This is a genomic window from Cytobacillus solani, from assembly GCF_006704205.1.
In the GTDB taxonomy this organism is placed as follows: domain Bacteria; phylum Bacillota; class Bacilli; order Bacillales; family Cytobacillaceae; genus Cytobacillus; species Cytobacillus solani.
The window spans coordinates 2,578,260-2,590,557 of sequence record NZ_CP041305.1; the positions used below are offsets into that span (position 1 = coordinate 2,578,260).

Genomic DNA, 12,298 nt, shown 5'->3' on the forward strand with positions numbered 1-12,298 from the left:
CATTTCACTAATTTTTTAATCGATTTGTTGAAGGTGTTTAAAAACACTAATCATATTATTCAATTAAAGGGCCATTTAATGGAGGAGGAATATCAGGAAAATTGAACACTATGGAAATAATAGTTTCTGATTTTTTTGAATAAAAAGGTATCTAATTGCAAATGAAGAATACTTAGTGTTAGATAAATATCGTTAGAAAGGTAGAACATAATGGCTGAAACTTATGTGTATCATGTAGTTACCGAAATACCTATGAAGCTTGGACAAATAATATTTTTTGATAATAATCATTATAATGGTGTTTATAATCGGGTTATGGCTTGTAAAGACATATTAGATGGCAAAAAGCCTAATGATAACTTTACCAAATTTATAAATTCAAATTTGGAATATTGGAAGGTTAGAGCATACAGAGAATTAGCATTGGAAAAGGTTAGAAAAGAAAAATATCCAAACTATCCTTCTAGAATGTCATGTTTATACACCTCCAAAACTTTATCAGATGCAGAAATGTGGGCTAATTCTTTTATAAATGGTGGTAGAAAGGTTTATCAAATAGTTAAATTACGAACAGATGGTAAGGTATTTGATGGTGATGCGTATAACGTATTTGACGGAACTGATAATGCTGAAGAAAATGAAAGAAATGCAAATTGCTATTGGAGTAATAAACCTAATAAATTTGGTAAAGAACAATTAATTGAAACGTTAGTAGATGGCAATATAGAAGTCGTAGAAATAGTAAAGGAATTTCCCAAAACGGGCGCTTTACAGTAAGAATTACGCTCTCTGTTTATGATAAAGAATAAGAGTGATAATTAGTGAGTAAAACAGTTACTTTTTCATTTAAAAGTACCAAATATGAAGGAACAGAGTCAAAAGAGACATTTACTTTTGAAAATTTAGGTATTGCCGAGGATATGGATGTTAAATCAATAAAAGTAGAAATAGAAAGAATTTTTCAGGCTTGGGTTTGGGATAAACTTAATATTTCTTAAAGTATAGTTATCGATGAGGAAAACGTACATAGTGCAGATGATAGTCAGTAACAAAGAGAAATTACTGTAGTTTTGTAAAAAAGACTAATCATTTAAAATAAAATCTGATTATTAAAAATTAAGATTGATCATTAATAATAAAGTTTGATTAAAAACCCTGTGTTGATATGAAAAATTTTTCTTTTTCAACAATCGGGCCATTTAATTGAATAAGACTTAAAACAAAATTGTATATTTATAGGTAGCTCTTTGTAGCGAAAAAATTACTAATATGGAATATATTTACATGATTATTTGGGAGGTTTATGTGCAGAGATAATAAAGTTGTTTAATTTACAATAAAGTCACTTAAAAAATAATATAGTTGTTTAAAAATCCTTCTTCCACCATAGAAGCTGATTAGTTGAAGAAGGATTCCTTCTAATATATGGAGAATTATTTGTTAATAGCAAAATTAAAGGATGGATATAAGAGAGGACTATATGAGTATATACAAAACACAATCTGGAAGAGAAATGTCACTAAAGCTTTATGATGCTCAATTGAAGAAATTGGATTATTCATGTAAGGATATTTACGTTCATACTCGTTTTGGAAGAACACATATCATTGAAACTGGCAATCTATCGGGAGAACCATTGTTAGTATTTCATGGTGGGAATAGTACGACTGCCTATAATTTACTAATGTACAGATTCCTGCTTAAGGATTTTCACATCTATGCGGTTGATATTATTGGCCACCCTGGAAAAAGTGATGAAGTTAATCTCTCTCATAGCAATTATGATTATGGAAAGTGGGCAAGTTATGTTATTTCAGGGCTTGGATTTGATAAAATAGCATGTTTTGGGGTTTCGTTTGGAGGCGGAGTTTTGGCAAAACTGATGTGTATCGCACCTGAAGCAGTAAAAAAATCCGTATTAATTGTACCATCAGGTATTAATAATGCCTTTCCAATCAGTACTGTGAAAATGATGATACCACTACTCAAATATAAACTAACAAAGAAAGAAAAATATATAAAAGAAACAGCTTTATTTATGGCTATTAAAGAAGAAATTCTTGATAAAGATACTTTGGATATGGTGAAAGATAGTTTTGATCATGTAAAAACAAAAGTAGGGATGCCGTCCAATGTGAGTGAAAAATTAATGCAACAGTGTAAAGCACCGACACTTATTATGGCAGGTGAAAAAGACTGTTTATTTCCATCGAAAAAAGTATTACCAAGAGCAAAAAGAATCATACCAAATAACACGGCTCATATGCTAAAAGGGTGTGGACACATGCATATGATGTCAGAGCGTGAAAAGAAAATGATCGTTGATTTCTTAAGTGCTTAGTAACTTTAAAGTACTTTATTATTCATTTTTGAATGTAAATACATTTATATGAATAGAAATTAAACAACTTTAAGGAGCCTTACTACAATAAAATGTAGCAAGGCTCGTATCTTTTAAAACAAAATTAAATAACTTTATTATCACTAAACAGTTTAAGAAAATGGATGTTAAGTCTCTTACTATAAGCAAAGTAGGGATGAAGTAGCACATCGTTTTTTTTGTAGAAATCCTCTTCCTGAATATGGGCCACTGGCACCTAGTGAGGAAGAACTAAATTTAATTGGGGATGTTACAAATTTAAAGGTATTAGAAATTGGTTGTGGAAATGGGCATTCCATACAATATATGGACCAACGGAATGCAGGTGAATTATGGGGATTAGATCTGTCAAATAAACAGATTGATGCAGCAAAAAACATTATTAAAAAATTGTAATTCACCGGTAAAGTTATTTGAATCGCCAATGGAGGATAATCCAGGTTACCGACTAATTATTTTTACATTTTTTTCTATATGGGATACTGCCGACAAAACGTGCATTTTGTTCGCTAAAAAGAAGAATTAGGATATTTTATATTGCCTTCTTGTTTAGGGTCCTGATTAAAAAACATATCAATTAACATTTGTAAACGTTAAATAACTCTCGCTTTATCATGTAACTGACCAAAAATATAAAAGAATTATCTTATCAAAATAATTACATCCAAGGGCAACCAACAATAACTATTGTTTTTGCCTTTTTTTAATAGACTTAGCAAAAATAGTTCTTGACTCCCAATGTTTATTTCAAATATTCTAACTAACTAAGACTTAAGACGAGCAGCTTATAAAAAACGAAAAGTGTACAGTAAGAAAATCTTATTGAAATTTTTTTGGTATTTGTTGACAAGAATGTTTTAATACATTTAAATAGTAGGTAACACAATAACTACTAAAAGAAAGGGGTATTATGGAAAATATTTATAAGGAACTTCAAAACTTAGGATTTTCCCAGTATGAATGTAAAGCTTATATAGGTTTACTAAAAAATTCGCCAATTACAGGTTACGAAGTAAGTAAACGTACAGGTGTACCGCGTTCAACGATTTATGAAGTTTTAGGTAAATTGCTTGATAAGAGAGCTATCTATACAGTTCCTTCAGAGCCTGTTAAATACTCACCAGTACCGGCTAAAGAGTTGATCAACCGTTTGAGGAAAACTTTTGAAACTTCCTTTGACTATTTGGAAAAAGAATTAACTTCTCTAGAAAGCGAACGGGAAACGGATGTTATCTGGCGAATTCGCGGAAATGATCATGTAATAGAAGAAATGTTAGCCATCATTAACCATGCAAAAGACGAATTATGGCTATCAATTTGGGAGCCTGAAGTCCCGGAAATAAAAAAGGCGATCGATCGGAAGGTAGCGGAAGGGGTCAATGTGTTTACCATCCTGTTCGGATCTCCAAAAACTCAGCTAGGATTGACCTATCATCACAATTACATGCCTCCGGATATTGTTCAAGAACGGATGGGAGGACATCTAAGTGTTGCTGCACGTGATGGTGAGGAGGTTGTGATCGCGAATTTTACGGAAACTGCCTCTCCTTGGGCCGTAAAAACAAAAGATCCGGCACTTGTACTAGTTGCAATTGAATACATTAGACATGACATAATGATTGAGGAAATTACGAAGGAGCTTGGTCCAGATAAGTTGGATGCACTTTGGCGTAGAAATCAAGACCTCATTCAAGTAGTAACAGGTAAACGGTTCGAGTCATCATGAACCGTATTTTCATCTATTATTAATAGTAGTTAGTATAGTAACCCCTAAAGGAGATGATTAAATGAATACACGTGAACTTTATTTGGACGACAGTTATTTAACCTCTTGCACTGCGAATGTAGTGAAACTGGAAGGAGAGAAGGTATCACTTGATCGAACAGTTTTCTATCCGACCGGAGGAGGGCAAGAATATGATACTGGACTGCTCATACAAGGGGGGCAAACATTCGAGGTTTACCAAGTTAAAAATGAAAAAGGCGAGATTATCCATTATGTGAAAAACGCTGATCAGCTAAAATATGGGGAAATAAAAGCAGAAATTGATTGGGAACGAAGGCAAGGGTTGATGAAACATCACTCCTTATTGCATATTCTGGGAGCGGTCGTATACAAGAAATACAATGCTTTATGTACTGGGAATAAAATATATCCAGATCGAGCAAGGATCGACTTTAATAACCTTCACGATTTATCCGATGAAGAGTATCAAGAAATAGTAAATGAAACGAATAAAATTATAAAAGAAAACCACCCCGTGGCAATTCGATATGTATCTAGAATGGAGGCAGAAAATATCCCTGGTTTAATTAAAACAGCTATTAACTTACTGCCAGCTTCAGTTACAAGAATTCGCTTAATTTCCATTGATTCCATAGATGAGCAAGCTTGCGGGGGGACACATGTTTCAAATACTGGAGAGATAGGGGAAATGGCCCTATTGAAAGTGAGTTCCAAAGGGAAAAACAATAAACGACTGGAAGTTGCTCTCGTTACTCCTGGTTGAGGTTAAACAATTTTATATAATTTGCTCTATAGGGAGGATTAAGGTTGAAACTTAAAGAAGAAGTTGTTTATTTAAGTGGTGAAGAGAGTTTCCTAAAAGGGGTGAAAGATTGCTTACCGACTGTTCTTGGTTATTTAAGTATAGGGTTTGCAGCAGGCGTTGTACAAAAAACAGCAGGCCTAAGTATAATCGAAATTACACTCATGTCTTTACTTCTCTATGCCGGATCAGCTCAGTTTATTGCTGCCGGGATGTTGGTTTCGGGAGCTCCAATCATGTCGATCATATTGACGATATTTATTGTCAACCTTAGATATCTCTTATTGAGTGCAGCACTTGCACCCCATTTTCGCCACCTGGGGACATGGAAAAATACCTTACATGGATTTCTATTAACAGATGAAACGTTTGGTGTAGCCACAAGTTATCTTTCTGATAAGAAATACGCAAGCAACAGATGGATGCTGGGATTAAATCTAACAGCCTATCTGAACTGGACATTAGCAAATGTATTAGGAGGATTATTTGGAAAATGGATACCGAATCCAGAGGAATTCGGGCTCGATTTTGCCTTGCCGGCGATGTTTATCGGACTGCTCGTATTACAGATAGTCAGTCGTTCTGAATTCCGGATAGATCTCCTTGTTGTGACAGGGGCTATTCTATTTACTATATGCACAAGCTTTATCTTTTCAACGGGAATTAATGTTATTTTGGCAACGGTTGCAGCCGCTGCTTTAGGGATGGTGATGGACAAATGGAAATCCGCCCAGAAGTCTTCTTAATTATCATTGGAGGAGCATTAGTGACTTTGATACCCCGCGTTTTCCCTCTAGTCTTCCTAAGTAAAATAAATATACCCGATTGGGGATTGCATTGGTTGAGACACATACCAGTCGCTATTATGGCTTCATTGATAGCTGAGGAATTATTGCCTTTAGGTGAAAAGAGCGGATGGGAACCGATGCGACTTTTGGCAGCAGTTGTATCCCTCATAATTGCCATTTTCACCCGAAGTCTTTTGTTGACAGTAGGGTCTGGTGTTGTCACTTTGTTCTTATTATACAAGTTTTTTTAAGCAGTGAAATCAGCTGAAGCGACAAAAGAATTTAAGAAACATAATGCCCTAAAAGAAGAATTGCTCCCACACATTTCACCTTTAGGCTGGGCACATATTAATCTTCTTGGAGAATATAAGTTTGATTCATATAGGTTACCAGCTAATATGCTGAGACCCTTAAATAAAAATTAATCTATAACAGGGGTAGCGTCAGGAAACCGCATTTATCTTAACCATCCATAACGGATGACTTTACAGTATTCAATGTGAGAGGGGACTAAATAATAATGACTAAAAATAAAATTCAGGTGAAAGTAAGAAGTTGATTGATTCTGAACAGGTAGCAGAATTTATGAACAACCTTGTACATCCACTTAAAGAAGAAATAGAAGAGGTTCGAAAAATCATTTTAAGCACTGATGATAAAATTACAGAACATATTAAATGGAACGACCCTAGTTTCTGTTATGAAGGTGAAGATCGAATTACATTTAATCTTAATGGAAAAGGATTTATTCGACTCATATTTCATTGTGGGGCTAAGGTAAAAGAACGAAAGACCAATGAGCCTCTGATTTCAGATCCTAGTGGTGTATTAGAATGGATAGCAGCTGACAGAGTTATGATGAAATTTACTGATAAAAATGACATTAAATCTAAAGAAGAAAAACTTAAAGAAGTAATAACAATGTGGCTCAAAGTAATTTAAGATAACAGAAAATTTAAGTAATTTTCGGAATGATCCCATATTTTGTTATTCAATTAAAGGGTGCAATACTTCAAGTAGGAGATTGCTCCTTTTTTATTTAACTAAAGGGGCAGCATTCCTGTAATAACTGAAAATGAGATTTGTACGAAAAATGACCTCTTGATAAGATGAATATGTCCTGAGCTGGCCAGCTAAAAAGGACAAAACATCATTCGGAGGTCATACAATGAATTATAACCAAAATCATAAAATAGCTCAAATTACTTCTAAAACCTTGATAATTGGAATTGATATTGCCAAACATCATCATGTAGCTAGAGCACAAGATTATCGAGGAATAGAACTTGGTTCTACTTGCTTTTTTGATAATACACAAGAAGGTTTTAGCACCTTTATGGAGTGGATTAATCAATTAAAAGAGATCTATAAAATGGAATCTGTTATAACTGGAATGGAGCCTACAGGACATTATTGGCTAAACTTAGCTCATATTTTAAAAGAAAAACATATTAAGTTCGTGACGGTTAATCCCCTACATGTCAAGCATAGTAAGGAATTAGATGATAACTCGCCAACTAAAAATGATGTAAAAGACGCAAAAGTCATTGCACAGCTAGTCAAAGATGGTAGATACGCTGAACCAACCATACCACAAGGTGTTTTCGCAGAACTTCGTGTGGCTAAAAATTACGTGATCTATTAAGTATAGACTTACAGATCGTGCAAGGACAGGTCCATAACTGGATTGATCGCTACTTTCCAGAGTTCTTTGACGTTTTTAAAAGTTGGGAAGGAAAGGCAGCTCTTCACTTACTAAAATTTGATGCGTTACCTCATGAATTAGTGAAATACTCAGACGAAGAATTACTCATCTATTTAAGGCAAGAAGTGAAACGAAGTATAGGGATGAAGAAGATTCAAGCTCTAAAAGAAGCTGCCAATCGCTCGATTGGTATACGTCAGGGTGTCATGATGGCCAAAATGGAACTAAGAACATTAATTCAAAAATATGAACTCATTCAAGCCAAGTTCGAAGAACTTGATCATTCACTGGATACCTTACTTCAAGATATACCAGGAGTGAACCAGATGTTAGAGATTACAGGAATTGGACGAGATACAGTGGCAGGTTTTTACGCTGAAGTAGGTGATTTAAGTGAATATAATCATCCTCGTCAAATAACCAAATTAGCTGGACTCAGCCTAAAAGAAAATACATCAGGTAAGCATAAAGGGAAGACCAAGATTACGAAACGTGGTCGGAAGAAATTACGGGCATTATTATTTCGCGCATCTATGATCCTAGTAGCGAAGAATAAAGCCTTTAAAGCTCTTCATCATTACTACACAACGAGATCAGAAAATCCGTTGAAAAAGATGCAGTCTTTAATAGCTTTATGTAATAAACTCATACGAATTCTCTTTTCTATTGGCAAGAAACAGTTTGTGTTTCAGGAAGAAAAGATGTTGAAGGATATTCCCCATATGCACTCAGTTATCGATGTACAAATAGCAGCTTAATATTCTATAAAATTTACTTTTAATTAATAGATTGAATGATTGAGCAAACAAAATCAGCATAGGATTAGTCGGCAAAGCAACTAACGTAAGGACATAGATCCTGTGGGGCAGCATGACCGACATCCACCTTATGGAAAGGTTGAACGAAGGAATGTAGGAGCGAAGACTTTGTGAGACTTGGGAGGGTTGACCCCCATAAGATATGTGGACATCCATTGGTGCGTACATACCTATTCTTCCAACTTTTTGAAAATAAACGAAAGTTGGCTAGTTTCTTACGCTCTTTTTCTTCATAAACTGCTTATTTGTTTTCTTTTCATACTCATCAAAACTATTATCTTTAACAAGTTGTATAGGAATATTAAGAAAAATGGCGAATACAAGAGATAATTGTTTGTTTATTGAGGGAGTTTAGTTGAAGAAGACATAGATCTTTCTTAACTACAAAAAAGAGGCTTCTCAAGTTCAGCGAACTAATGAGAAGTCATACCAGAGTCACCTATACCTATTATTTTAATCTTCGCTTTCTAATATTCCATTTCACACACTAAGTTTCCCCTTAATACCTCATTTTCTTCCTAAACGCACCAATCGCAATCACATATAAAACCACTGTATATCCAACTACCCATATTAAAGGAACCAACATCTCACCGTAATCCCCCTGTAGAGCCAATCTTGTTACTTCCACAGCATGAACAAATGGAAGTACACTCGCAACATTCTCAAATACTCCACCAATCATGTCTAATGTGAACCATGTACCACTTAACCATGTTGCGATATTAACAAACAAAGCGAATATGCCACCTACCTGTTTATCAGTAAAAAATGTTCCGAGCATTAATCCAAACCCTAAATAAAGAAGCGCATTAACTAAAAGTACTGCTATAGCTACTATCACATTCCAATCAAACTTTAAATCTAAGAAATACGCCGTAATAAAACAAACTACTATTTGCATCATAGCAATTAAAATTAGTGGGATTGTATAACCAATAATATAGTCAGAAGGTCTTAATGGCGAAACAAATATCCGCATTAAAAATGAGCTTCCCTTGTCTTTTCCAATTAGCATACCTGAAAATAAAGTCAAAAATGCAAAACTAAACACAATGACACCAGGAGTGAGATTTTCAATTTTATATAGCTCCATTGGCATATTTTGTTGCATAATCGTGAATAACCACATAACGACGACAGGTAGTCCGATTCCAAACAATATGGTTAATGGATCACGTATTATTTCCTTTTGATTTCTCGATGCAAATGCTAAAAACCTCATTTAACTCCCTCCTCTGTTAAAATTAAGAAAATATCTTCCAAACTTTTCATACTATGTTGTTTTTTTAATTCACTTGCAGTGCCTAATGCTTGCAATCTCCCTTGGTGCATAATACCGATGCGATCCGCTAAAGCTTCTGCCTCATCCAAGTAGTGGGTTGTCAACACTACAGTAACCTTCCCTTTTAGAGTCTCTAACACTTTCCAAAGCTCACGGCGTGCACGAACATCTAACCCAAGTGTTGGCTCATCTAAAAATAAAATCTTAGGTTTGGAAATAAGCGCCATCGCAATACTTAATCTGCGCTGCCAGCCACCTGACAATGTTTTTGCTTTAGTTTTAGCCTTATCCAATAAACTAAATTCCATCATCATCTCATGCGACATCTTTCTTGCTTTTTCTTTTCCACTACCATAAATCCTTGCAATGAATTCTAGGTTTTCCCGCACTGTTAGGTTCGGTGCTACTGCGGTTTCCTGTGGTGACACATTTATATTTTGCTTGACGGCTTCAGGTGAGGTAATAATACTATCTCCCAATAAAAAAGCATCTCCTTCAGTGGGGATTAGCATACACGATAGCATTTTAATAGTTGTTGTTTTTCCGGCACCATTTGACCCAAGCAAAGCAAAAAATTCACCATTATCTATTTCCAAAGATAAATGGTCCACAACCATTTTATCTTTGTATGCCTTCTTTAGATTTTTTAATTCTATAGACATTTATCTTCCTCCTATCTCCTTACTTTTTAGAATTGCATTAATTCGTTCAATATCCTTTCTTGAGATTGATAGTTGAATCCAGTACGTTATGACGTAAACTCCTACAAAATTAGCTAGTAAAATGAACCAGCTCATAGGAGTCTGTGGTGTCCAGCACAGTATAACAACAGTTAGCCACACTGCACCTGTTGTAAAAAAATGGGTCATATACTGTTTCATTAATCCCCAATGGTCTATGTTAAAAATGAACGAACCTAGGGCTAGTGCAACACCAATGAACCCTGTTAAAATAAATTGTGTTAATACAGCTGTCAACTCCGTATCAAATAACTCACTGAATTCATCTGATACAGGTATAAACGCACCTTTTCCTAAAAATAAGGAAATGATAATCTGTGTGATTTGTCCCAAAAAGACACCAATAATAAAACCTATACATACTCTACCTAGAAGCCTTTTTACCATCTCTTCCACCTCAAATCCCCAACTGTTTTTTAATTTTTGATACATACCGACGAGATGCGAATGTTTTAATATCGCTCTTCAGCAAAACACCTATTGTTCCGGTAAGGCTAATATCCAAACTAACAATCTGATTACGATTAATTAGTTCCGATTGGGAAATCCGAATAAATTGGTTCAATGCTAATTTTTCTTCCAACTCATACAGTCGCATACGAATGGAATATGTATCATGATTTGTTTGTACATAGACCTTTTTGTTTTCCGAGTAAATTCGAATGATCTCATCCGCTTCAACAATGATTGCTTCTTCCTCAGAAAACACCGTTAGTTTTTGGTTTTTTGATATCTTTTTCATCACGCTTTTCACTTCATCGGTTATTTTATCGGTGATAATAATGACTTTAGGTTCTTTATAGGCTGAATCAATTTTCACTTCTATTTCCATAATTAATATCCTTTCCCTACTGTAAAATGCTTTTTCTAGACAGTAAATAGATTTAAGACATTCGGTCAATATAGAGTGACAAACGGTTATTTCTTATACTAAAAAATTTAACAAAATCTATTAAATATTAATATATCGTAAAAGATACATTGATTGGTGTCTATCTACATGCAACAAAAAGAAGGCTTCTCAAAAGTTCACTGATCTAATGAGAAGCTTTCCCAGGGTCTCTTTTCACCTTTTCCCCGTACTATTTCCAAATCGATTGCTAGAGTTTAGATAAAATCTTTAGTATCAATTATCTCAATACCATTTGACTGAGTCATGTTCAAATTAATATATATTACCCAGAAGTAATGAAGGACTTCGAGAAAAAAAGCATAGAAAACATTTTCAACGAAGAAAGAAATTACACTTATTATTATATAAGAGCATTAGAGGGAGTTAGATTATATTATGAAAAAAATGAGGATACTGGTGAAAAGATGAAAAAGAACCTATTAAATAAGGCTTCCCAAAGGGATAAATTTCGCTATTCTTATTCAACTATTGGTGCTTTAGTTGAATAAAACATAGGTTATTAAATGACTCTATTGTTATATTTTTTAGTATAGTGAAGTATCTTAGATCAAAAATTAAACAACTATATATAACCCCCATCCTAAATTTAATACGTGGTTATGCTTGTTAAACTTTTAAAATTAAATAACTTTATTGTCTTTTTTCAGAAGGACTTAAAATGAATGTACAGACGATGTCGATTAAGGATTTCATGGCTAGGAACAATATAATATAGAAGGAAACAGAAAAAGGTTGGTAAATTGGTTAGAAGAATTAGTACATCTATCGCAGTACCAGTGATTATGGCAGAGCCACCATTCACAGCTACTACAGAGGTGGTACTAGCCACAGCGAAAGAATGGATGGGGCAACATACACTATCACCATTAGCACATGTGTTGGATCCGGTAGTGGATATATTAGTTGCACTAGCCTTCTCTGTTGCTAGTTTGGTAATTGTAGATGCATGTTTTCTATTTATGTTTGGAAGTGCGGAAAGAGCATGGACCATAATTCAAAATGCTGGATTAGGTTATGTACTAATTCAAGTATCCCCTTTAATTTTGAACGTATTAAAATAGGTTGGTAACGCAGTGTAAAATAATTGAAAATTAAATTCGTCAACAAATACCAAATTTTA

At 34.3% G+C, this 12,298-nt stretch carries 16 protein-coding genes and 1 pseudogene; 13 read left to right on the plus strand and 4 right to left on the minus strand.

Features of this window, described 5'->3' with window-relative positions; translation table 11 throughout:
• Nucleotides 1–210: 210 nt before the first annotated feature.
• The 11 genes and pseudogenes from FI644_RS12870 to FI644_RS12915 all read left to right on the plus strand — a co-directional run bounded on the left by FI644_RS12870 (nt 211) and on the right by FI644_RS12915 (nt 8,180).
• Nucleotides 211–777 carry a DUF2441 domain-containing protein gene (locus tag FI644_RS12870; protein ID WP_053477649.1) on the plus strand — a complete coding sequence of 189 codons (567 nt, stop codon included), beginning with the start codon at nt 211–213 and terminating at the stop codon, nt 775–777.
• Nucleotides 778–821: 44 nt separating this feature from the next.
• Nucleotides 822–998 carry a hypothetical protein gene (locus FI644_RS26320; RefSeq protein WP_172797673.1) on the plus strand — a complete coding sequence of 59 codons (177 nt, stop codon included), beginning with the start codon at nt 822–824 and terminating at the stop codon, nt 996–998.
• A gap of 482 nt (nt 999–1,480) precedes the next feature.
• The gene (locus FI644_RS12875; RefSeq protein ID WP_142108460.1) at nt 1,481–2,341 is read left to right on the plus strand and encodes an alpha/beta fold hydrolase; all 861 of its coding nucleotides are present in this window, start codon (nt 1,481–1,483) and stop codon (nt 2,339–2,341) included.
• A 345-nt stretch (nt 2,342–2,686) separates the two neighbouring features.
• Nucleotides 2,687–2,776, plus strand: a complete 90-nt coding sequence (locus FI644_RS26835) for a hypothetical protein (RefSeq protein WP_231690137.1) — start codon at nt 2,687–2,689, stop codon at nt 2,774–2,776.
• A gap of 514 nt (nt 2,777–3,290) precedes the next feature.
• Nucleotides 3,291–4,106 carry a TrmB family transcriptional regulator gene (locus FI644_RS12885; RefSeq protein WP_053477651.1) on the plus strand — a complete coding sequence of 272 codons (816 nt, stop codon included), beginning with the start codon at nt 3,291–3,293 and terminating at the stop codon, nt 4,104–4,106.
• Nucleotides 4,107–4,167: 61 nt separating this feature from the next.
• Nucleotides 4,168–4,890: an alanyl-tRNA editing protein gene (locus FI644_RS12890; protein WP_053477652.1), complete on the plus strand. Its 723-nt coding sequence runs from the start codon at nt 4,168–4,170 to the stop codon at nt 4,888–4,890.
• 44 nt (nt 4,891–4,934) lie between these two features.
• On the plus strand, nt 4,935–5,675 hold the full coding sequence (locus FI644_RS12895; RefSeq protein WP_142108461.1) for an AzlC family ABC transporter permease: 741 nt from the start codon (nt 4,935–4,937) through the stop codon (nt 5,673–5,675).
• A complete protein-coding gene (locus FI644_RS12900) occupies nt 5,648–5,968 on the plus strand; it encodes an AzlD domain-containing protein (RefSeq protein ID WP_053477654.1) in 321 nt (106 codons plus the stop codon). Before FI644_RS12895 ends, FI644_RS12900 begins: the two co-directional genes overlap by 28 nt.
• A 3-nt stretch (nt 5,969–5,971) precedes the next feature.
• The gene (locus FI644_RS27380) at nt 5,972–6,142 is read left to right on the plus strand and encodes a Tn3 family transposase (RefSeq protein WP_142108462.1); all 171 of its coding nucleotides are present in this window, start codon (nt 5,972–5,974) and stop codon (nt 6,140–6,142) included.
• A 130-nt stretch (nt 6,143–6,272) separates the two neighbouring features.
• Nucleotides 6,273–6,659 (plus strand): DUF1801 domain-containing protein, encoded by a 387-nt coding sequence (locus FI644_RS12910; protein ID WP_246067056.1) that lies wholly within the window; start codon nt 6,273–6,275, stop codon nt 6,657–6,659.
• A 226-nt stretch (nt 6,660–6,885) separates the two neighbouring features.
• Nucleotides 6,886–8,180 (plus strand): annotated as a pseudogene (locus tag FI644_RS12915) (IS110 family RNA-guided transposase).
• Nucleotides 8,181–8,739: 559 nt separating this feature from the next.
• On the opposite strand, the gene FI644_RS12920 reads toward FI644_RS12915, so the two are convergent.
• From FI644_RS12920 to FI644_RS12935, 4 genes are read right to left on the minus strand one after another with little or no spacing between them, the layout of a single operon-like run.
• The gene (locus FI644_RS12920; RefSeq protein WP_053477656.1) at nt 8,740–9,465 is read right to left on the minus strand and encodes an ABC transporter permease; all 726 of its coding nucleotides are present in this window, start codon (nt 9,463–9,465) and stop codon (nt 8,740–8,742) included.
• Nucleotides 9,462–10,187: an ABC transporter ATP-binding protein gene (locus FI644_RS12925; RefSeq protein WP_053477657.1), complete on the minus strand. Its 726-nt coding sequence runs from the start codon at nt 10,185–10,187 to the stop codon at nt 9,462–9,464. Before FI644_RS12925 ends, FI644_RS12920 begins: the two co-directional genes overlap by 4 nt.
• A complete protein-coding gene (locus FI644_RS12930; RefSeq protein ID WP_056687291.1) occupies nt 10,188–10,652 on the minus strand; it encodes a DUF3021 domain-containing protein in 465 nt (154 codons plus the stop codon). It abuts the gene before it with no gap.
• Between the two features lie 10 nt (nt 10,653–10,662).
• Nucleotides 10,663–11,097, minus strand: coding sequence for a LytTR family DNA-binding domain-containing protein (locus FI644_RS12935; protein WP_053477659.1), 435 nt, complete (start codon nt 11,095–11,097; stop codon nt 10,663–10,665).
• Between the two features lie 356 nt (nt 11,098–11,453).
• Here FI644_RS12935 and FI644_RS26635 point away from each other — a divergent pair, with 356 nt between their 5' ends.
• Together FI644_RS26635 and FI644_RS12940 are read left to right on the plus strand one after the other, a co-directional pair.
• Nucleotides 11,454–11,666, plus strand: coding sequence for a hypothetical protein (locus tag FI644_RS26635; protein ID WP_212139253.1), 213 nt, complete (start codon nt 11,454–11,456; stop codon nt 11,664–11,666).
• A 252-nt stretch (nt 11,667–11,918) separates the two neighbouring features.
• Nucleotides 11,919–12,239, plus strand: a complete 321-nt coding sequence (locus tag FI644_RS12940; RefSeq protein ID WP_053477660.1) for a hypothetical protein — start codon at nt 11,919–11,921, stop codon at nt 12,237–12,239.
• The last annotated feature ends 59 nt before the right edge of the window (nt 12,240–12,298 follow it).

Excerpts from the sequence above, each read along its gene's own strand:
- FI644_RS12870 (WP_053477649.1), top strand. The coding sequence starts at position 211 with ATGGCTGAAACTTATGTGTATCATGTAGTTACCGAAATACCTATGAAG.
- FI644_RS12875 (WP_142108460.1), top strand. The coding sequence starts at position 1,481 with ATGAGTATATACAAAACACAATCTGGAAGAGAAATGTCACTAAAGCTT.
- FI644_RS26835 (WP_231690137.1), top strand. The coding sequence starts at position 2,687 with ATGGACCAACGGAATGCAGGTGAATTATGGGGATTAGATCTGTCAAAT.
- FI644_RS12885 (WP_053477651.1), top strand. The coding sequence starts at position 3,291 with ATGGAAAATATTTATAAGGAACTTCAAAACTTAGGATTTTCCCAGTAT.
- FI644_RS12890 (WP_053477652.1), top strand. The coding sequence starts at position 4,168 with ATGAATACACGTGAACTTTATTTGGACGACAGTTATTTAACCTCTTGC.
- FI644_RS12900 (WP_053477654.1), top strand. The coding sequence starts at position 5,648 with ATGGAAATCCGCCCAGAAGTCTTCTTAATTATCATTGGAGGAGCATTA.
- FI644_RS12920 (WP_053477656.1), bottom strand. The coding sequence starts at position 9,465 with ATGAGGTTTTTAGCATTTGCATCGAGAAATCAAAAGGAAATAATACGT.
- FI644_RS12925 (WP_053477657.1), bottom strand. The coding sequence starts at position 10,187 with ATGTCTATAGAATTAAAAAATCTAAAGAAGGCATACAAAGATAAAATG.
- FI644_RS12930 (WP_056687291.1), bottom strand. The coding sequence starts at position 10,652 with ATGGTAAAAAGGCTTCTAGGTAGAGTATGTATAGGTTTTATTATTGGT.
- FI644_RS12935 (WP_053477659.1), bottom strand. The coding sequence starts at position 11,097 with ATGGAAATAGAAGTGAAAATTGATTCAGCCTATAAAGAACCTAAAGTC.
- FI644_RS26635 (WP_212139253.1), top strand. The coding sequence starts at position 11,454 with ATGAAGGACTTCGAGAAAAAAAGCATAGAAAACATTTTCAACGAAGAA.